Here is a 22335-nt window from a genome sequence, read left to right as displayed (position 1 = left end):
TGCGACGGGCCGTTCGGCGCCGTCAGACCGTTCGACGCACCGTCCTGGTTCACCGCGCTGCCCCGCAGCACCGCCAGCACCCGGTGCCCGTTCCGGCGGGCGTCCGACAGCCGCTCCAACACGACCATGCCGACGCCCTCGCCCCAGCCCACACCGTCCGCCGCGTCCGCGAACGAACGGCACCGACCGTCGGCCGACAGACCGCCCTGGCGCGAGAACTCCACGAACGTCCCCGGCGTCGACATCACCGTCACGCCACCCGCGAGCGCCAACGAGCACTCACCGCCGCGCAGCGCCTGCGCCGCCAGGTGCATCGCCACCAGCGACGACGAGCACGCCGTGTCCACCGTCACCGCCGGACCCTCGAAGCCGAAGGTGTAGGACACCCGGCCGGAGGCGACGCTGGGGGCGCTGCCGTTCCCTCGGAAGCCCTCGAACTCCTCGCCGTCGAGGAGCGAGCGGTAGTCCGTGTACATGATGCCCGCGAAGACGCCGGTCCGGCTGCCGCGCAGCGACACCGGGTCGATGCCGGCCCGTTCGAAGGCCTCCCACGAGGTCTCCAGCAGCAGGCGCTGCTGCGCGTCGGTCGCCAGCGCCTCGCGCGGGCTCATGCCGAAGAACTCGTGGTCGAACTCCCCGGCGGTGTGCAGGAACGCGCCCCGCCGAGTGTACGACGTGCCCGGGACGGACCGGTCCTCGCTGTAGAGCGAGTCGACGTCCCAGCCGCGGTTCGTCGGGAACTCGGACACCGCGTCCACGCCGTCGGCCACCAGCCGCCACAGGTCCTCCGGCGACTCGACGCCACCCGGGTAGCGGCAGGCCATGCCGACGATGACCACCGGGTCGTCCGACGACACCGCTCGAACGGCCGGGAGTTCGTCGGCCTCCTCGGCGCCGAACAGGCCCTCCAGGACGAAGCCGGCCAGCGCGCTCGCCGTCGGGTAGTCGAACACGACGGTGGTCGGCAGCTGAAGACCGGTCGCCGACCGCAGCCGGTTCCGCAGCTCGACCGCCGTCAGCGAGTCGAAGCCGAGGTCCTGGAACGCCCGCGACGGGTCGACGACCGAGCCGGCATCGTGGCCCAGGACCAGGGCGATCCGGTCACGCACCAGCTCCAGGACGGCCGCACGCCGCTCGTCCTCGCCCAGCCCCGACAGGCGCTGCGCGAGGCCCGCCGAGGCGGCCGAGCCGGCGACCACCGCGCGCCGGACGCGGCCGCGCACCAGGGTGCGCAGCAGGGCGGGTACCGAGTCCTGGGCCCGCAGCACCGCGAGGTCCAGCCGGACCGGCAGGATCGCGGGCTCGCCCGCCGCGAGCGAGGCGTCGAACAGCGCGGCGCCCTCGGCGGGGGTGAGCTCCGGCATGCCCGAGCGGGCGATCCGGTGCAGGTCGACGTCGGAGAGCGTGCCGATCATGCCGCCGTCGCGGGTCCACGGGCCCCAGGCCTGCGAGACGGCGGGCAGGCCGAGCGAACGGCGGTGCAGCGCCAGCGCGTCGAGGTAGGCGTTGCCCGCCGCGTAGGCGGCCTGCCCCGGGCCGCCGAAGACGCCGGAGACGGAGGAGAACAGGACGAAGGCCGTCAACTCGCGGGCCTTCGTGGCCTGGTGCAGGTTCCAGGCGGCGTCCGCCTTCGGGCGCAGGACCTCCGAAACCCTCGAAGCGGTCAGGGAGCCGATCACGCCGTCGTCGATCACGCCGGCCGTGTGGACGACCGCGCGGATCTCGTGCCGCGCGAACAGGCCTGCCACCGCGGCCGGATCGGCGACGTCACAGGCCTCGACGACGGCCTCCGCACCGGCCTCCGCCAGCTCGGCGAGCAGCTCGGCCGTGCCCTCCGCGTCCGCGCCCCGGCGGCTGACCAGCAGCAGCTTCCGTACACCGTGCCGGACGGCCAGGTGCCGGGCCATGACCCGGCCCAGGCCGCCCGTGCCGCCGGTGATCAGGACCGTGCCCTCGCCCGCCCACGCCGCCGGCTCGCCCGCCGGCTCGCCTGCCGACTCGGCGCGCACGAGCCGGGCCGCGAAGACCTCCCCGTCGCGCACGAGCAGCTGCGGCTCGTCCAGACCCAGGGCGGCGGGCGGCAGTTCTTCCGAACCGGCCAGATCCACCAGGCCGAACCGGCCCGGCTCCTCCGACATCGCCGACCGCACCAGACCCCACACCGCAGCGCCCGGCAGGTCCTCCCCCGCCACCACACCACGCGTCACGAACACCAGCCGCGAGCCCGCGAAACGCTCCTCCGCCAGCCAGCCCTGCACCAGCTCCAGCGCCTGCGCCGTCCGCGCGTGCACGTCGTCGTCGACGGCGGCCGTCTCGATGACCACCACCGGCGGCACCTCCACCGGCACCTCCACCAGCGACCCCACCGCCACGAACTCCGGCACGTCGGAGACCTTCACCGGCACCCAGTCCACCCGGAACAACCCGTCCCGCCCGGCCGCCGGCTCCCCGGCCGACACCGCGCGCAGGGCCAGCGACCCCACCGACGCCACCGGCGAGCCCTCGGCGTCGGCGACCGCCACCGCGACGGACTCCTCACCGGTCCGCGTGACGCGCACGCGCACCGAGGACGCGCCGGAGGCGTGCAGTGACACGTCCTCCCACGCGAACGGCACGACGCCGTGCGGCATCCCGTTGACCGCCGTCACGTGCAGCGCGGCGTCCAGCAGCGCCGGGTGCAGGCCGTAGCCGGTGCCCTCGGTGCCCTCCGGCAGGGCGACGTCGGCGAAGACCTCGTCCCCGCGCCGCCAGGCCGCCCGCAGGCCCCGGAACACCGGGCCGTACGCGTAGCCGCCGTCGGCCATGCCCTCGTACAGCCCGGCCAGGTCGACCGCCTCGGCACCGGTCGGCGGCCAGACGGACGTGTCGAACGCGGTGCGCGCCTCCCCCACGGCCAGGACGCCGGTCGCGTGCTGGTCCCAGGCGCGGCCGTCCGCGCCCTCGGGCCGGGAGGCGACGGCGAAGGCCCGGCGGCCGTTCTCGTCGGCCGCGGCGACCCGCAGTTGCAACTGGACGCCCTCGTGCTCGGGCAGGACGAGCGGTGCGGCCAGGGTCAGCTCCTCGACGCGGTCGCAGCCGGCCTCGTCGCCGGCGCGGACGGCCAGTTCGAGGAACGCGGTGCCGGGCAGCAGGACGTTGCCGCGCACGACGTGGTCGGCGAGCCAGGGGTGTGACTGGCGGGAGAGCCGGGAGGTGAACACCAGGCCGTCGTCGTCGGAGAGTTCGAGCGAGGCGGAGAGCAGCGGGTGGTCGGCGGTGTCGAGGCCGGCGGCGCCGAGGTCGCCGGCCGTCGTGGCGGCGGTGGGCCAGTAGCGGCGGTGCTGGAAGGCGTAGGTCGGCAGGTCGACCGGGCGGACGGCGGCGCCGGCGAAGAGGGCGGCCCAGTCGACGGGCGCGCCGGTGACGTGCAGGCGTGCGAGCGCGGTCAGGAGGGTCGTGTCCTCGGCCTGGTCCTTGCGGAGGGCGGAGGCCGGCACGGCGTCGTCGGAAAGGGTGGAGGCCGCCAGCGCCGTCAGGACACCGTCGGGGCCGAGCTCCAGGAAGCGGGTGACGCCGGCAGCCTCCAACGCGCGCACACCGTCGGCGAATCGGACGGCCTCGCGGGCGTGGCGCACCCAGTAGTCGGGCCCCTGAAGGCCCTCGACCAGGTCGCCGGTGAGGTTGGAGACCAGCGGAATCGAAGGTGCCTGGTACGTCAGCCCGTCGAGGACCGTACGGAAGTCCTCCAGCATCGGGTCCATCAGCGGCGAGTGGAACGCGTGCGAGACCTGCAACCGCGTCGTCTTGCGGTCGGCGAAGTGCGCCTCGATCTCCGCGACGGCCTCCTCCGTGCCGGAGACGACGATCGAGCGCGGGCCGTTCACCGCGGCGATCGACACGAACTCACCCAGCAGCGGCAGGACTTCGTCCTCCGTCGCCTGCACCGCGAGCATCGCGCCACCCGCCGGCAGCGCCTGCATCAGCCGGCCGCGAGCAGCCACCAGGGCACAGGCGTCCGCCAGCGAGAACACCCCCGCGACGTGCGCCGCAGCCACCTCACCGATCGAGTGCCCGCCCACGAACTCCGGCCGCACACCCAGTGATTCGACCAGCCGGAACAGCGCGACCTCGACGGCGAAGAGCGCCGCCTGGGCGTACTCCGTCCGGTTCAGCAGCTCCGCGTCCGAACCCCACGCCACCTCGCGCACGGGCAGGTCCAGCTCCGCGCACACCGCGTCGAACGCCTCCGCGAACACCGGGAAGCGAGCGTACAACTCCCGCCCCATCCCCAGCCGCTGCGACCCCTGCCCCGAGAACAGGAACGCCGTCCCGCCGCCCCGGACCGCTCCCTCGACGGCCCCGCCCGAACCCGCCACCAGCGCGTCGAGCCCACGCAGCAGCGCGTCCCGATCCGAACCGACCAGCACGGCCCGGTGGGTGAGCATCGACCGGCTCGTGGCCAGCGCCGCCGCGACGTCCGCGACCGGCAGGCCCGCAGCGACGTCGCGCAGGCGGGCGGCCTGGGCACGCAGCGCGTCCGGCGTCCGACCGCTCAGCACCCACGGCACGACGGCCGGGACCGGGGCGGCCTCCGAGGGCTCCTCCGCCGGGATCTCCACCGCCTGTTCCAGGACCACGTGGGCGTTGGTGCCGCTGATGCCGAAGGCGGACACGCCCGCCCGGCGCGGACGGCCGGTCTCCGGCCAGTCGCGGGCCTCCGTCAGCAGCTCGACGGCGCCCTCCGTCCAGCCCACGTGCGAGGACGGCTCGTCGACGTGCAGGGTGGCCGGCAGCACGCCGGCGCGCAGCGCCATCACCGTCTTGATCACGCCCGCGACACCGGCCGCCGCCTGGGCGTGGCCGATGTTCGACTTGACGCCGCCGAGGTACAGCGGCCGGTCGGCCGGTCGGTCCTGCCCGTACGTCGCCAGCAGTGCCTGGGCCTCGATCGGGTCACCGAGGGTGGTGCCGGTGCCGTGGGCCTCGACGGCGTCGACCTGGTCGGCGGTGAGCCGGGCGTTGGCGAGGGCGGCGCGGATGACGCGCTGCTGGGAGGGGCCGTTGGGCGCGGTCAGGCGGCTGCTGGCGCCGTCCTGGTTGACGGCGGTGCCGCGGACGACGGCGAGCACCTCGTGGCCGAGGCGCCGGGCGTCCGAGAGCCGCTCGACGAGCAGGACGCCGACGCCCTCGGCCCAGGAGGTGCCGTCCGCCGCCTCCGCGAAGGGCTTGCAGCGCCCGTCGGGGGCGAGGCCGCGCTGACGGGAGAACTCGGTGAACAGCCGGGGGGTCGGCATGACGGCGACGCCGCCGGCGACGGCCATCGAGCACTCGCCGGCGCGCAGCGCGCGGACCGCGAGGTGGAGCGCGACGAGGGCGGAGGAGCACGCGGTGTCGACGGTGACGGCCGGGCCCTCCAGGCCGAGGGTGTAGGCGATCCGGCCGGAGAGGACGCTGACGGCGCCGCCGGTGAGCAGGTGTCCCTCGGTCTCGTCGGTCTGCCGGGCGAGGGAGCCGTAGTCGGTGTCGGCGCCACCGATGAAGACGCCGGTGTCGCTGCCGCGCAGGGCGGCGGGGGCGATCCGGGCGCGCTCGACGGCCTCCCAGGCGGATTCGAGCAGGAGCCGCTGCTGCGGGTCCATGGCGAGGGCCTCGCGGGGGGCTATGCCGAACAGCTCGGCGTCGAAGTCCGCGACGCCGTCGAGGAATCCGCCGTGGCGCACGTAGCTCTTGCCGGGGGTGCCGGGGGCGGGGTCGTAGAGGCCCCCGGTGTCCCATCCTCGGTCTTCCGGGAGGTCACCGATGGCGTCGGCGCCGTCGGCGACCAGCCGCCAGAGGTCCTCCGGGGTGCGGACGCCGCCGGGGTAGCGGCAGGCCATCCCGATGATCGCGATCGGCTCGGCGTCCCTCGCCTCGACGGACTCCAGGCGCAGCTTCGTGCGCCGCAGGTCCGCGGTGACCTTCTTGAGGTAGTCGCGGAGCTTGTCCTCGGACGTGCTGGCCATGGGTGGGAAACCTCGCAGTTCGGAAGGGTGGTACGGGTTCGCGGGGCAGCGGCGGGTCCGCGCGCGGCCCTCAGGCGAGTCCGAGTTCGCGGTCGATCAGGTCGAACATCTCGTCGTCGGTGGTGTCGTCGAGCGCGTCGTCCGGCCCGTCGGCGGCCGTGGCCGGCCCGTCGGCGGGCCCGGAGGAGCCGTCGAGCCGCCACTGGAGGCTCCTGAGGCGGGCGAGGAGCCGGGTGCGGGAGTCGGCGTCCAGCTCGGTGGCCGAGAGCGCGGTCTCCAGGTCGTCCAGTTCGGCGAAGACGGGCCGGCTCCCAGCGGTGACGGGCGCGCCGACGAGCTCGCGCAGCCGCCCGGCGAGGGCGGTGGGCGACGGGTGGTCGAAGATCGTCGTGGTGGGCAGCCGCAGGCCGAGTTCGGCGTTGAGGCGGTTGCGCAGCTCGACGGCGGTCAGCGAGGACATGCCGAGGTCGAGGAATCCGCGCTCGGGGTCGACGGCCTTGGGCGAGCCGTGGCCGAGGACGGCGGCGAGGTGTCCGACGACGACGTCCAGCAGCAGCTTCTCCTGCTGCGCGGCGGCGAGGCCGGACAGCCGGTCCAGGCGGCCACGGCCGGGACCGGACGAGGTGCCGGCGGCCGTGCGCCGGACGGCGCGGCGGGGCGCGAGCTCGGCGAAGAGCGGCGCGTCCCCGGTCGTGGCAAGGGCGCGCCGGTCGAGCCGGATCGGGGCCAGGTGCGGTCGGTCGATGCGGCTCGCGGCGTCGAGCAGGGCGAGGCCCTGGCCGACCGTGAGCGGCAGCATGCCGGAGCGCGTGAAGCGGGCGATGTCCACGGCACCCAGCGTGGCCGTCATTCCACTCGATTCTCCCCAGTATCCCCACGCCAGGGAGACGGCCGGGAGGCCCTCGGCACGGCGGCGGTGGGCGAGGGCGTCGAGGAAGGCGTTGGCGGCGGCGTAGTTGGCCTGGCCGGGGCCGCCGGCCGTGGCGGCGAAGGAGGAGAACAGGACGAAGGCCGAGAGGTCCAGGTGCCGGGTCGCTCGGTGGAGGTTCCAGGCGGCGTCCGCCTTGGGGCGCAGCACCTCGGTGAGCTGGTCGTCGGTCAGGCTTTCGAGCAGCCCGTCGTGCAGGACTCCGGCGGCGTGGACGACGCCGGTGAGCGGGTGTTCGGCGGGGACGGTGGCGAGGAGCGCGTCGAGGGCGGCGCGGTCGGCGGTGTCGCAGGCGGCGACGCGGGCGTCGGCGCCGAGGGCCGCGAGGTCGGCGAGGAGTTCGGCCGCGCCGGGCGCGCCGGGGCCGCGGCGGCCGGTGAGCAGGAGGTGGCGGACGCCGTGTTCGGTGACGAGGTGGCGGGCGACGAGGGCGCCGAGGGTGCCGGTGCCGCCGGTGATCAGGACGGTGCCGGCGGGGTTCCAGGTCCAGGCCCGGCCTTCCCCGGCGGCCAGGAGGCGCAGCCGGGGCGCCGTCACCGCGCCGCCGCGGACGGCCAGGCGCGGCTCGTCGGGGGCGGCGAGGACGCAGGGCAGGGCGGCGTCGGAGACCGGGTCGTCGTCGAGGTCGACGAGGAGGAAGCGGCCGGGGTTCTCGGACTGGGCGGAGCGGATGAGTCCGTGGGCCGCTGCCTGGGCGAGGACGGTGACGTCGCCGGGGGCCGTGGCCTCGGCGCCGCGGGTGAGCAGGGCGAGGCGGGCGGCGGCGAGGCGCGGTTCGCCGAGCCAGGCGCGGGCGAGGCCGTGGGCGGCCCGGACGGCACGGTGCGCGGCGGTGACGGGGTCGCCGTCGTCGGCCGCGGTGAGGCGGTGGACGACGGTGGCGGGTGCGGGCTCGCCGGCGTCGAGCGCGGCGGTGAGTTCGGCGAGGTCGGCGTAGGCGCGGGCGCCGAGGGTGGCGGCGAGCGCGTCGTCCTCGCCGAGGACGGCCAGGTGGTCACGGCGGTCGGCGGGAGTCTCGACCGGGGCCCAGTCGACCGCGTAGAGCGGGTCGGCCACCGGAGCGAGGTGCTCGGCCGCGATCGGGCGGACGGTGACGGCCTCGGCGGTGAGCACGGGGGCGCCGTCGGCGTCGGCGGCGGTGAGCGTGTGGCCGCCGTCGACGGCCGGGGCGAGCCGGACGCGGAGCGCTGCGGCGCCGGTGGCGTGGACGGTGACGCCCCGCCAGTCGGCGGGCTGGGCGGGGTCGGCGCCGCCCGGTTCGGTGCCGCCCGGTTCGGTTTCGGCGGGCAGGGCGGCGAGCAGGGCCTGGAGCAGGCCGGGGTGGACGCGGAAGCCGGCCGTCTCGGTGCGGTGCTCCTCGGGCAGGGCGACCTCGGCGAACAGCTCGTCGCCGCGCCGCCAGCGCGCCAGGACGGTACGGAAGCGCTCGCCGTACTCGGCGCCTTCCACCGTCTCCACCGCCGTGGCGTCGCGTGGCGGCCAGTCCGTGAGGGGCGTGCCGGTGGCGGCGCGGCCGCTCAGGGTGCCGGTGGCGTGGCGGGTCCACGGGGTGTTGTCGGGCGCGCCGGTCGGGCGGGCGTGGACGGTGAGGGCCCGACGGCCGTCGGTGTCCGCCGGTCCCGCGGTGAGCTGGAGGTCGACGGTGCCGTGCTCGGGCAGGGTCAGCGGGGTGAGCTCGGTGAGCTCGGCGACGGTGGGGCAGCCGGCCTCGTCGCCGGCCCGCACGGCCCAGTCGAGCAGCGCGGTACCCGGCACGACGACGGTGCCGCGCACCCGGTGGTCGGCCGTCCACGGGTGCGTCGTGGTGCCGAGCCGGCCGGTGAGCAGCACGGTGTCGGTGTCCGCGAGGCGGACGGCGCGGTCCAGCCCGCAGGGGTCGAGGGGCGCGCCCGTGCGGGCGGCGTCCTGGGCGAGCCAGTAGCGGCGGCGCTGGAAGGCGTAGGTGGGCAGGTCGACGGTCCGGCCACCGACGAGGGCGGGCCGCCAGTCGATCCGCACGCCCCGCACGTGGGCCTCGGCGAGGGAGGTCAGCAGCCGGGCCGGGCCGCCGTCCTCGCGCCGGACGGTGCCGAGCACGACGGCCCGGGCGCCCGCGTCGGCCGCGGTGTCCTCGACGGCCATGGCGAGCACGGGGTGCGGGCTGCATTCGAGGAAGGCGTCGTGGCCCTGGGCGAGCAGGGCGCGGACGGACTCCTCCAGGCGGACGGTCTGCCGCAGGTTCCGGTACCAGTACCCGGCGTCGAGCGGGGTGTCGCCGAGCCAGTCGGCGGTGACGGTGGAGAAGAACGGGATGCGGGCCCCGCGCGTGGTCAGCCCGGCGAGTTCGGCGCGGAGGGTCTCCTCGATCCGCTCGACCTGGGCGGAGTGGGAGGCGTAGTCGACGGGGATCCGCTTGGCCCGGACGCCGTCGCGGGCGCAGCCGGCCAGGAGGTCGTCGAGGGCGTCGGGCTCGCCGGAGACGACGACGCCGGCCGGGCCGTTGGCGGCGGCCACCGAGATCCGGCCGCCGTAGGGCTCGATGCGGGTGAGGACGTCGGCGTGGGCCTGCGGCACGGACACCATGCCGCCGTGGCCGGAGAGGTCGCGGGCGATGGCCTGGCTGCGCAGGGCGACGACCTTCGCGCCGTCCTCCAGGGAGAGCGCGCCGGCCACGCAGGCGGCGGCGATCTCGCCCTGGGAGTGGCCGAGGACGGCGGCGGGGGTGACGCCGTGGGCCTGCCAGCAGGCGGCGAGCGCGATCATGGTGGCCCACAGGGCGGGCTGGGCGACGTCGACGCGGTCGAGCGGGGGTGCGTCGGGCTCGCCGCGCAGGACGGCGCCGAGCGACCAGTCCGTCCAGGGGGCGAGGGCCTGTTCGCAGGCGGCGATCCGCTCGGCGAACTCGGGCGAGGCGTCGATCAGTTCGGCACCCATGCCGGCCCACTGGGAGCCCTGGCCGGGAAAGACGAGGACGGCCCGGCGGTCGCGCCCGGCGGCGTGCCGGCCGGTGACGACGCCCGGGGCGGGCGTGCCGTCGGCGAGCGCGGCGAGGCCTGCGCGCAGGTCCTCGACGTCCGTGCCGACGACGGCGGCGCGGTGCTCCAGCAGGGCGCGGCCGGTGGCGAGGGAGTGGGCGAGGTCGAGCGGCGCGGCGGCGGCGCCGGTGTCGGTGTCGGGGGCGTCGAGGTGGTCGAGCAGGGCGCGGGCCTGGCCGCGCAGGGCCTCGGCGCTGCGGGCGGAGAGCAGCCAGGGCAGGGCGGGGCGCTCGGGCGCGGGCACCGGAGCCGCCGGCTCGGGGGCCTGTTCGAGGATCACGTGGGCGTTGGTGCCGCTGAGGCCGAAGGAGGAGACGCCGGCGCGGCGGGGCCGTCCGGTGGCGGGCCAGTCGCGGGGCTCTTCCAGCAGCTCGACGGCGCCCTCCGCCCAGTCCACGTGCGTGCTGGGCCGGTCGATGTGGAGGCTCTGCGGGAGGGCGGCGTGCCGCAGGGCGAGGACAGTCTTCATCACCCCGGCGACCCCGGCGGCGGCCTGGGTGTGGCCGAGGTTGGACTTCACCGAGCCGACGAGGAGCGGGAGTTCGCGGTCCTGGCCGTACGTGGCGAGGAGCGCCTGGGCCTCGATCGGGTCGCCGAGGCGGGTGCCGGTGCCGTGCGCCTCGACGGCGTCCACCTCGGCGGGCGTCAGACCGGCGTCGGCCAGCGCGGCCCGGACCACCCGTTGCTGCGACGGGCCGTTCGGGGCGCTGAGCCCGTTGGAGGCGCCGTCCTGGTTGACGGCGGAGCCGCGCACGACGGCCAGCACCGGGTGCCCGAGGCGCCGCGCGTCCGAGAGTCGCTCGACGAGCAGCACGCCGACGCCCTCGGAGAAGCCGGTGCCGTCGGCGGCGTCGGCGAAGGGCTTGCAGCGCCCGTCGGCGGCCAGGCCGCGCTGGCGGGCGAAGTCGACCGGGATCATCGGCGTGGACATCACGGTGACGCCGCTCGCGAGGGCGAGCGTGCACTCTCCGCCGCGCAGCGCGCGGATCGCGAGGTGGAGCGCCACCAGGGACGAGGAGCACGCGGTGTCGACGGTGACGGCCGGGCCCTCCAGGCCGAGGGTGTAGGCGACGCGCCCGGAGATCACGCTCGCGGCGTTGCCGGTGCTGACGTACGGCGCGGCCTCCTCGGGGACGCGGCCGACCCGGTCGAGGTAGTCGCTGGAGGACAGGCCGGCGAACACGCCGGTGCGGCTGCCGCGCAGCGTGCCGGGGTCGATGCCGGCGCGTTCGATGGCCTCCCACGAGGTCTCCAGGAGGAGCCGCTGCTGCGGGTCCATCGCGAGGGCCTCGTTGGGACTGACGCCGAAGAACGCGGCGTCGAACCCGGCGGCGTCGGCGAGGAAGCCGCCCTCGCGGGTGCGGGAGGAGTCGGGGTGGTCGGGGATGCCGTCGTAGAGGCGGTCGAGGTCCCAGCCACGGTCGGCGGGGAAGGCGGCGACGGCGTCGGTGCCGGTGGACAGCAGCGTCCACAGCTCCTCGGGGGTGGCGACGCCGCCGGGGAAGCGGCAGGCCATGCCGACGATCGCGATCGGCTCGTCGGCGGCCTGCAGCACGGTGCCGGCCCCGGTCGCCGTGCCGGTGCCGGTGCCGGTGAGGCCGTCGGCGAGGTGCCCGGCGAGCGCCCCGGGGGTGGGGTGGTCGAAGACCAGGGTCGCGGGCAGCCGCAGGCCGGTCGCGGTGTTGAGGCGGTTGCGCAGTTCGACGGCGGTCAGCGAGTCGAGGCCGAGCTCGCGGAAGGTGCGCGCGGCGTGGACCTGGTCGGCCGGGGAGTGGCCGAGGACGGCGGCGGTGCAGCCGTTCACCAGGTCGAGCAGCGCCGCGGTGCGGTCGGCCGCGGTGAGCCCGGCGAGGCGGGCGCGGAGCCCGTCGGCGGCCTGGGCGCTCTGCGCGGTGCGGCGGGCCGGGGTGCCCACCGATGAGCGCAGCAACGTCCGCAGCAGGGACGGGAGTTCGGCCGCGCCGCGGGCTCGCAGGGCGGCGGTGTCGAGGCGGACGGGCACGAGGAGGGCGCGGTGGTCGGCGAGGGCCGCGTCGAACAGGGCGAGGCCGTCGGGGGTACTGAGGGTCAGCGCGCCGGACTGCTCGGCGCGGGCCCGGTCGGTCGCGCCGAGGTGCGCGGTCATCGTGCTGGCCTGCGCCCACAGGCCCCAGGCGAGGGCGGTGGTGGGCAGGCCGGCGACGCGGCGGTGCTGGGCGAGGGCGTCGAGCCAGGCGTTGGCGGCGGCGTAGTTGCCCTGGCCGGGCGAGCCGAAGACGCCGGCGGCGGAGGAGAACAGGACGAGGTCGGCGAGGTCGAGGCCGCGGGTGAGCTCGTGCAGGTGGCGGGCCGCGTCGGCCTTGGGGCGCAGGACGGCGGCGAGCCGGTCGGGCGTCAGGCCTTCGACCACGCCGTCGTCGAGGAGTCCGGCGGCGTGGACGACGGCCGTGAGCGGGTGCTCGGCGGGCACGGCGGCCAGGAGGGCCGCCAGGGCTTCGCGGTCGGCGGCGTCGCACGCGGCGACGGTGACCTCGGCGCCGAGGGCGGTCAGCTCCTCGGTGAGGGCTGCCGCGCCGGGGGTGTCGGGGCCGCTGCGGCCGGCGAGCAGCAGGTGCCGCACGCCGCGTGCGGTGACCAGGTGGCGGGCGAGTTCGGCGCCGAGGGTGCCGGTGCCGCCGGTGATCAGGACGGTGCCGTCGGCGGCCCAGGGGCGCGGGACGGTGAGCACGATCTTGCCGGTGTGCCGGGCCTGGGCCATGTACCGGAAGGCCTCGCGGGCGCGGGTGACGTCCCAGCAGGTGAGCGGGAGCGGCCGCAGGGCGCCCTGCTCGAACAGCTCGACCAGGTCGGCGAGCATCTGCCCGATCCGCTCGGGCCCGGCCTCCTGGAGGACGAAGGCCTGGTAGCGGGCGCCGCCGTGGGCGGCGGCGACCTCCTCGGCGTCGCGGACGTCGGTCCTGCCCATCTCGATCAGCCGCCCGCCGGGGCCGAGGAGGCGCAGCGAGGCGTCGACGTACTCCCCCGCGAGGGAGTTGAGGACGACGTCCACGCCCGCGCCGCCGGTGGCGGTGCGGAAGCGCTCCTCGAAGTCGAGGGTGCGGGAGGAGGCGATGGCCGTGTCGGGCAGGCCGTCGGCGCGCAGGAGGTGCTGCTTGGCCTCGCTCGCGGTGCCGTAGACCTCGGCGCCCCAGAGGCGGGCGAGCTGGGTGGCGGCCATGCCGACGCCGCCGGTCGCGGCGTGCACGAGGAGGCGTTCGCCGCGCTGGAGGTCGGCGAGGTCGCGCAGGGCGTAGTAGGCGGTGAGGAAGACGACGGGGACGGACGCGGCCTGGGCGAAGGTCCAGCCCCGGGGGACGCGGGCGAGCAGGCGGTGGTCGGTGACGGCGAGCGGGCCGAACCCGCCGGGGACCATGCCCAGCACGCGGTCGCCGACGGCGAGTCCGGTGACGCCGGGGCCGAGTTCGCGCACGACGCCGGCGGCCTCGGAGCCGAGGAAGCGGGCGCCGCCCGGGTACATGCCGAGGGAGTTGAGGACGTCGCGGAAGTTGAGGCCGGCGGCGTGGACCTCGATGCGGACCTCGCCCGCTTCGAGCGGCGCGGCCGTGTCGGGGCTCGGCAGGAGTTCGAGGTTGTCGACGGTGCCCTTGGTGCGGATGTCGAGGCGCCACGGGCCGTCGGGCACGGGCAGCGGCTCGGCGGTGTGGGCGCGGGCCAGGCGGGGGGCGTGGGCGGCGCCGTGGCGCAGCGCGAGCCGGGGTTCGCCGGTGGCGAGCGCGGCGGGCAGGGCGTGCCAGGAGGCGGGGTCGTCGTCCAGGTCGGCGAGGACGATCCGGCCGGGGTGCTCGCTCTGGGCGGAGCGGACGAGGCCGTGGACGGCGGCGGCGGGCAGGTCGTGGACGTCCTCGGCGGGGTCGGCGGCGACGGCGCGGCGGGTGGTCACGAGCAGGGTGGTGTCGGGGCGGTCGTCGGCGAGCCAGTCCTGGAGGACGGCGAGGGCGCGTTCGAGGGCGGCGAGCGGGTCGTCGCCGGTCAGTCCGACGAGCGTGACGTCCGCCTCGTCGGTGAACGTGATCCCCGCCCCGGCGAGGGCCGCCGCGTGGGCGGGCGGCTCGCCGAGGACGGACCAGCGGGCGGGGGCCGGTCCGGGCTCGGGGAGGGTCAGGGCCGGCCAGTCGACGTGGAAGAGCGCCTCGCGGGCCACCCGGGCGGCCGGATCGAGGGCGGCCTGGGCGAGCGGGCGCACCGCCAGTGCCTCGATGGCGGCCACCGGGCGGCCCGTCGGGTCGGCCATCTCGACGGACACCGTGTCGGGCCCGGCCGGGGTGAGGGTCACCCGCAGCGCGGTGGCCCCGGCGGCGTGGAGGGTGACGCCGGTCCAGGCGAACGGCAGCCCGGGGCGGCCCCGCAGCGGGCCGAGCCCGGCGGGGTGCAGGGCGGCGTCGAGGAGGGCGGGGTGCAGGCCGTAGCGGGCGGCGTCGGCGCGGGCCGGCGCGGGCAGCTCGACCTCGGCGTGGACGGCGGTGCCGAGGCGCCAGGCCGCGCGCACGCCCTGGAACACCGGGCCGTAGCCGTAGCCGTCCTCGCTCAGGCCCGGATAGAAGCCGCTGACGTCGATCGGCTCGGCGCCGGCGGGCGGCCAGGCGTCGGCCCCCGGCGCGGGCGCCGACGCCGGCTGGGCCCCGGCCCTGGCGGGGGCGACGCTGCCGTCGGCGTGCCGGGTCCAGCCCTCCGCGTTCGCGTCGGCCGGGCGAGTGTGCAGGGCGACGGGACGCCGGCCCGTGTCGTCAGGGGCTCCGACCTCGATCTGCACCTGGAGCGCGCCGCGCTCGGGAAGCAGGACGGGCGCGTGCAGGGTGAGTTCCTCGATGCGCCCGCAGCCGAGCTCGTCGCCGGCCCGGACGACCGCCTCGACCAGCGCGGCGCCGGGCACCACGACGGTCCCCGCGACGGCGTGGTCGGCGAGCCAGGGGTGGGTGTGCAGCGACCAGCGGGCGGTGGCCACCAGCCCGCCGCCCTGGGCGAGTTCGACGGCGGCGCCGAGCAGCGGGTGCTCCGGCGCGGCCAGCCCCGCCGTGGTGACGTCGCCGCCCGTCCCGCCCGGGCGCGGCCAGTAGCGCTGCCGCTGGAACGGGTAGGTCGGCAGCTCGACGGCGCGCGCGCCGGTACCGGCGAAGAGCAGGTCCCAGTCCACCCGGGCGCCGTGGTTGCGGGCGTCGGCGAGGGCGAGGAGGAAGCGGCCGGGGCCGCCCTCGTCGCGGCGCAGGGTGCCGAGGGCGGCGGCGGGCAGGCCGCTGTCCTCGATCGTCTCCTGGACGCCGGTGGTCACCACGGGGTGCGGGCTGACCTCGACGAACACCCGGTGTCCGGCGGCCAGCAGGGTGCGGGTGGCCTGCTCGAACTCCACGGTGTGGCGCAGGTTGCGGTACCAGTAGGCGGCGTCCAGCCCGGCGGTGTCGAGCACGGTGCCGGTGACGGTCGAGCAGAACGGGACGTCGGCGCTGCGCGGGGCGATCGGCGCGAGGAGGTCGAGCAGCTCGTGCTCGATGCGCTCGACGTGGGCGGAGTGCGAGGCGTAGTCGACGGGGACGCGGCGGGCCCGCACGCCGGACCGCTCGCAGTCGGCGATCAGCTCGTCCAGGGCCTCGGGGTCGCCCGAGACGACCACCGAGCCGGGGCCGTTGACGGCGGCGACGGAGATGCGCTCGTCCCAGCGCGTCAGGCGCTCGCGGACGGCGGCGACCGGCTCGGCCACCGAGACCATGCCGCCGAGGCCCGCGAGCTTGCGGATCGCCCGGCTGCGCAGGGCGACGACGCGGGCGGCGTCGTCCAGGGAGAGCGCGCCGGCCACGCAGGCGGCGGCGATCTCGCCCTGCGAGTGGCCGAGGACGGCGGCCGGTTCGACGCCGTGCGCGCGCCACAGTTCGGCGAGCGAGACCATGACGGCGAACAGCACTGGCTGCACGACGTCGACCCGCTCGAAGCCCGGCGCACCGGGCTCGCCGCGCAGCACGTCCGTCGCCGACCAGTCGGTGAACGGCTCCAGCGCGGCTGCGCACTCGGCGAAGCGCTGCGCGAACACCGGTGCGGTGTCGAGGAGTTCGACGGCCATGCCGGCCCACTGGGAGCCCTGGCCGGGGAAGACGAAGACCGGTGCGCCCTCCCCCGCGGCCTGGCCCTCCAGGACGGCGGGGGTGGCGCGGCCGTCGGCGAGCGCGTCCAGGCCGTCCAGGAGCGCCGCCCGGTCGGGCGCGACGACGGCCGCACGGTGCTCCAGGGCGGCTCGGGTGGTGGCGAGGGAGCGGGCGACGTCGTCGGGGGCGGGTTCGGCCGCACGGACGTGGGCGGCGAGCCGGCGAGCCTGCTCGCGCACGGCGTCGGGCGTCCGGGCGGACAGCAGCCAGGGCAGGGGACGGGCGGGGGCCGGGCGCTCCGACGCGGGCTCGGGCAGCGGCTCCGCTGCGGGCGCGGCTTCCAGGATCACGTGGGCGTTGGTGCCGCTGACGCCGAACGAGGAGACGCCGGCGCGCGGCGGCCGTCCGGTCGCGGGCCACGCCCGGGCCTCGCGCAGCAGCTCGACGGCGCCGGAGCTCCAGTCGACCTGCGCGGTCGGCCCGTCGATGTGCAGGGACTTCGGGAGCTCGCCGTGCCGCATCGCGAGCACGGTCTTCATCACGCCGGCCACGCCGGCGGCGGCCTGGGTGTGGCCGAGGTTGGACTTCACCGAGCCCAGGAGCAGCGGGAGTTCGCGGTCCTGGCCGTAGGCGGCGAGCAGGGCCTGGGCCTCGATCGGGTCGCCGAGGCGGGTGCCGGTGCCGTGCGCCTCGACGGCATCCACCTCGGCGGGCGTCAGACCGGCGTCGGCCAGCGCGGCCCGGATCACCCGTTGCTGCGACGGGCCGTTCGGCGCGGTGAGGCCGTTGGAGGCGCCGTCCTGGTTGACGGCGGAGCCGCGCACGACGGCGAGCACCGGGTGCCCGAGGCGCCGCGCGTCCGAGAGCCGCTCGACGAGCAGCACGCCGACGCCCTCGGCCCAGCCCGTCCCGTCCGCAGCGGCGGCGAACGGCTTGCAGCGGCCATCGGGAGCCAGGCCGCGCTGGCGGGAGAACTCGACGAACACCTGCGGCGTGGACATCACCGTCACACCGCCCGCGAGCGCCAGCGAGCACTCACCGCGGCGAAGGGCCTGGGCGGCCAGGTGCAGGGCGACCAGCGAGGAGGAGCACGCGGTGTCGACCGTGACGGCCGGGCCCTCCAGGCCGAGGGTGTAGGCGACGCGCCCGGAGATCACGCTCGCGGCGTTTCCCGTCATCACGTGCCCGGCGACGCCCTCCCGGGCCGGGTCCAGCAGCACCTGGTAGTCCTGGAAGTTGGAGCCGACGAACACGCCGGTCCGCGAGCCGCGCAGCGCCCCGGGGTCGATGCCGGAGCGCTCGACGGCCTCCCAGACCGTCTCCAGCAGGAGCCGCTGCTGCGGGTCCATCGCGAGGGCCTCGCGCGGCGAGATGCCGAAGAAGGCGGCGTCGAAGTCGGCCGGGGCGGTGAGGAACGCGCCCTCGGCGACGTAACTGGTGCCCTCGTGGTCCGGATCCGGGTGGTGCAGGCGGTCGGTGTCCCAACCGCGGTCGGCCGGGAACGGGCCCACCGCGTCGCGGCCCTCGGCGAGCAGCTGCCAGAGGTCCTCCGGCGACTCCACGCCGCCGGGGAAGCGGCAGGCCATCGCGACGATCGCGATCGGCTCGTCGGCGGCGACAGCGGGGGCCGTGAACGCTTCGCCGGCGGCCGTGCCGGCCAGTTCGGCGCGCAGGTGCGCGGCGACGGCGGCCGGGGTCGGCCGGTCGAACAGCAGGGTGGCGGGCAGGCGCAGCCCGGTCGCGGCGGTGAGGCGGTTGCGCAGCTCGACGGCGGTCAGCGAGTCGAACCCGAGGTCCCGGAACGCCCGGGCGGCGTCGACCGTCGCGGTGGAGGCGTGCCCGAGGACGGCGGCGGCCTCGGTACGGACGAGCTCCAGCAGCAGGCGTTCCCGCTCGTCGGCGCTGCGGCCGCGCAGCTGCCCGGCCAGCGGCGATTCGTCGGCCGTCCCGGCGGCTTGCGGGTGGGCCGCGCGACGGACCTCCGGCAGGTCCGCGATCAGCGCGCTCGGACGGGCGGCGGTGAGCACGGGTGCGAGGGCGCTCCAGTCGACGTCGGCCACGGTGAGCCCGGAGGTGTCCGTTGCGAGGGCCCGGCGCAGCGCGGCGAGCGCCCGGTCCGGATCCATCGGTGTGAGGCCGCCGCGCCGCATCCGCCCGGTGAGGCCCGGGTGGTCCGCCGCCATGCCGCCGCCGGCCCACGGGCCCCAGGCGACGGAGACGGCGGGCAGCCCGGCGGCGCGGCGGTGCTCGGCCAGGGCGTCGAGGTAGGCGTTCGCGGCGGCGTAGTTGGCCTGGCCGGGGTTGCCCAGGACACCGGTGATCGAGGAGAACAGCACGAACAGCGCCAGGTCGTGCCCGGCCGTCAGCTCGTGGAGGTTGCGGGCGGCGACGGCCTTGGCGCGCAGCACGGCGTCGAACCGGTCGACGGTCAGGCCGTCCAGGACTCCGTCGTCGAGGACGCCGGCCGCGTGCACGACGCCGGTCGGCGGGTGCTCGGCGAGCAGGGCGGCGAGGGCTTCCCGGTCGGCGACGTCACAGGCGGCGACGGTGACCCTGGCCCCGAGGGCGGTCAGGTCGGCGCTGAGCTCCCGCGCGCCGGGAGCCTCCGGGCCGCGCCGCCCGACCAGCAGCAGGTGCTCGGCTCCGGCGGCGGCCAGCCACCGGGCCACCCGGGCGCCCAGCGCGCCCGTACCGCCGGTGACCAGAATGGTTCCGGTCGGCGCGGTCCAGTCCTCCGTGCCCGCGGCGGTCACCGGCCCGGCCGACCGGTGCCGGGTCAGGCGGCGGGCGTAGGCGCCGGAGCCGCGCAGGGCGAGCTGGTCCTCGGTGCTCTGGGCGAGGAGGCCCGCCAGGCGGACGGCGGTGCGGGCGTCGGGGGTGGCGGGCAGGTCGATCAGGCCGCCCCAGCGCTGCGGGTGCTCCAGCGCGGCCACCCGGCCGAGGCCCCACAGCTGCGCCTGCTCGGGCTCGCTCACGCGGTCCGCGCCCTCGGCCGCGACGGCTCCCCGGGTGAGGCACCAGAGCCTCGCCGGACCGCCGGCCGCCTCCAGGGTGCGCAGCAGCCCGACGGTCGCGGGCAGGTACCGGGGCACGAGGCGATACCCGGAGTCCGGGCGGCCGTCGGCGGCGAGGAACGAGAGCACGCCCGCCACCGGCTCGCCGGAGCCGTCCGCGAGCAGCGCGTCCAGGGCCCCGGCCCCCGCCACCCGCGCGATCCGCAGGCCGCGCTCGGCCAGGGCGTCGAGGACGGTGGCGGGCCAGGCGTCCCCCCCGTCCTCGGGCACGACGGCGAGCCAACGCCCCTGCGGTACGGCGTCGGTGAGACGACGCACGGGCACCCAGGTGGTCCCGTACGTCCAGCCGTCGAGCGCGCTCAGCAGGCGCCGTTGCCCGCGCCAGGAGGCGAGGACGGGCAGCAGGAGGTCCAGCGAGGCCTCGGCGGACTGCTCCGCGATCCCGAGGACGGCCGACGCCTCCCGCAGGTCGCCGGCTTCGACGGCCGCCCAGAACGCGTCCTCGACCGGGTCGGCCGAGGCGGCGCCGGCGTCGCGGCGCCGGAGCTCGGGCAGCCAGAAGCGCTGCCGCTGGAACGCGTACGTGGGCAGGTCGACGCGGCGACCGCCGGACCCGGCGAGCACCGCCGCCCAGTCCGGGCCCGCGCCCCGCACGTGCAGGCGGGCGAGGGCCTCCAGGACGGCCGGCTCCTCGGGGCGGTCCTTGCGGAGCACGGCGGCCGGCGCAACCTCGGCGGGCAGCGACTCGGCCGCCATGGCGGTGAGGACGCCGTCCGGGCCGAGTTCGAGGAAGCGGGTGACACCCGCGGCTTCGAGCGTGCGGATGCCGTCGGCGAAGCGGACGGCCTCGCGGACGTGGCGCACCCAGTAGTCCGGCGACTCGACGCCCTCAGCCAGTCCACCGGTCAGGTTGGAGACCAGCGGGATCGACGGCGCGTGGTACGTCAGCCCGTCGAGGACCGTACGGAAGTCCTCCAGCATCGGGTCCATCAGCGGCGAGTGGAACGCGTGGGAGACGCGCAGCCGCGTCGTCTTGCGATCGGCGAAGTGCGCGGCGATCTCCGCGACCGCCTCGTCCGTGCCGGACACGACGACCGACATCGGGCCGTTGACGGCCGCGATCGACACGAACTCGCCCAGCAGCGGCAGGACTTCGTCCTCCGTCGCCTGCACCGCCAGCATCGCGCCACCCGCCGGAAGCGCCTGCATCAAGCGGCCCCGGGCCGCGACCAGCGTGCACGCGTCCTCCAGCGAGAACACCCCGGCCACATACGCCGCAGCCACCTCACCGATCGAGTGCCCGGCCACGAACTCCGGCCGCACGCCCAGCGATTCGACCAGCCGGTACAACGCCACCTCGACCGCGAACAACCCTGCCTGGGCGTACGCAGTCCGGTTCAGCAGCTCCTCGTCCGAACCCCACACCACCTCGCGCAAGGCCGGGTCGAACTGCGCACAGACCGCATCGAAGGCCTCGGCGAACACCGGGAACCGGGCATACAACTCCCGCCCCATCCCGAGCCGCTGCGACCCCTGCCCGGAGAACAGGAACGCCGTCGCCCCCTTCTCCGCCACGCCCGTCACGAGGCCCGCTCCTTCGCCCCCGGCCGCCAGGGCCTCCAGGGCGCGCAGGCGCTCGTCCGGGTCGGCCGAGACGACGACGGCCCGGTGCGCCATGGCCGTCCGGCCGGTCGCCAGGGAGTACGCGACGTCGGCCGGGGCGAGCGGTCCGCGCGTCCGGAGGTGGGTGGCCAGGCGTCCGGCCTGGGCCCGCAGGGCCGTCTCGTCGTGCGCCGACAGCAGCCACGGCAGCACCGCGTCGGGCACCGTCTCGGGCGCGACGTCACCGGCGGGCTCCGCCGGCGCCGCCTCCAGCACGACGTGCGCGTTGGTGCCGCTGACGCCGAAGGAGGACACGGCGGCGCGCCACGGACGGTCGACCTCGGGCCACGCGCGGGCCTCGCCCAGCAGTTCGGCGGCGCCGGCGGCCCAGTCGACGTGCGGGGTCGGGGCGTCGAGGTGCAGGGTGCGCGGCAGCAGGCCGTGCCGCATCGCGAGCACCGTCTTGATCACCCCGGCCACACCGGAGGCGGCCTGGGTGTGGCCGGTGTTGGACTTCAACGCGCCGATGAGCACGGGCCGTTCGCGGTCCTGCCCGTACGTCGCGAGGAGCGCCTGGGCCTCGATCGGGTCACCCAGCGTCGTCCCGGTCCCGTGCGCCTCGACGGCGTCCACCTCGGCGGGCGTCAGACCGGCGTCGGCCAGGGCGGCCCGGATCACCCGCTGCTGGGAGGGGCCGTTGGGCGCCGTCAGCCCGTTGGAGGCACCGTCCTGGTTGACGGCGGAGCCGCGCACGACGGCCAGCACCGGGTGCCCGAGGCGCCGCGCGTCCGAGAGCCGCTCGACCAGGAGGACGGACGCGCCCTCGCTCCACGCGGTGCCGTCGGCCGCCGCCGCGAAGGGCTTGCACCGGCCGTCGGCGGCGAGGCCGCCCTGCCGGGAGAACTCGGTGAACATCTGCGGGCTCGACATCACCGTCACGCCGCCCGCGAGCGCGAGCGTGCACTCGCCGCGGCGCAGCGACTGGACGGCGAGGTGCAGGGCGACGAGCGAGGAGGAGCACGCGGTGTCGACCGTGATGGCCGGGCCTTCGAGGCCGAGGACGTAGGAGATGCGGCCGGAGGCGACGCTGACGGTGTTGCCGGTCAGGAGGTGTCCGGCGGCGGTCTCGGCGACCTGGCCACCGGCGGTGGCGGCGCTGTCGTAGCCGCCGTGCCCGGCGCCGACGAACACGCCGGTCGGGGTGCCGGTGAGGGTCCCCGGGTCGATGCCCGCCCGTTCGACGGCCTCCCAGGCGGTCTCCAGGAGGATCCGCTGCTGCGGGTCCATGGCGAGCGCCTCGCGCGGCGAGATGCCGAAGAACCCGGCGTCGAACTCGCCCGCGTCGTGCAGGAATCCGCTCTCCCGGGAGGTGACGGCGCCCTCGGGCAGGTCCCAGCCGCGGTCGGCGGGGAAGGCGGAGACGGCGTCGACGCCGTCGCGCACCAGCTCCCAGAGCTCCTCCGGGGAGGCGACCCCACCCGGCAGCCGGCAGGCCATGCCGACCACGGCGATCGGCTCCCGGTGCTGCTCGGTCACCTCGCGGAGCTGCTCGCGGGTCTCGTGAAGGTCCGCGATCGCCCGCTTCAGGTAGTCGCGGAGCTTGTCTTCGTTCGACATCGGGACGTCAACCTCTCCGGGGGTCTGCCAGGAACGCCGCTCGGGAGGGCCCTGCCGTACGCCGGTTTC

Annotated in this window: 2 protein-coding genes; both read right to left on the bottom strand. The window is 76.7% G+C overall.

The genetic code is table 11. The annotated features are described in order from the left end of the window. Positions 1 to 5981, bottom strand: a 5981-nt coding sequence (locus ACZ3YL_RS33785) for an SDR family NAD(P)-dependent oxidoreductase (protein WP_465661156.1), incomplete at its 3' end; no start/stop codon positions are given. Positions 5982 to 6051: 70 nt separating this feature from the next. Next, the gene (locus tag ACZ3YL_RS33780; protein ID WP_465661154.1) at positions 6052 to 22266 is read right to left on the bottom strand and encodes a type I polyketide synthase; all 16215 of its coding nucleotides are present in this window, start codon (positions 22264 to 22266) and stop codon (positions 6052 to 6054) included. Between the last annotated feature and the right edge of the window lie 69 nt (positions 22267 to 22335).

The sequence above is a fragment of the Kitasatospora sp. NPDC023176 genome (assembly GCF_055560495.1).
This window is presented reverse-complemented; position numbering and strand designations above follow the sequence as displayed.

What these genes read in the sequence shown, in the direction of transcription:
- ACZ3YL_RS33780 (WP_465661154.1), bottom strand. Translation starts at nt 22,266, where the DNA reads ATGTCGAACGAAGACAAGCTCCGCGACTACCTGAAGCGGGCGATCGCG.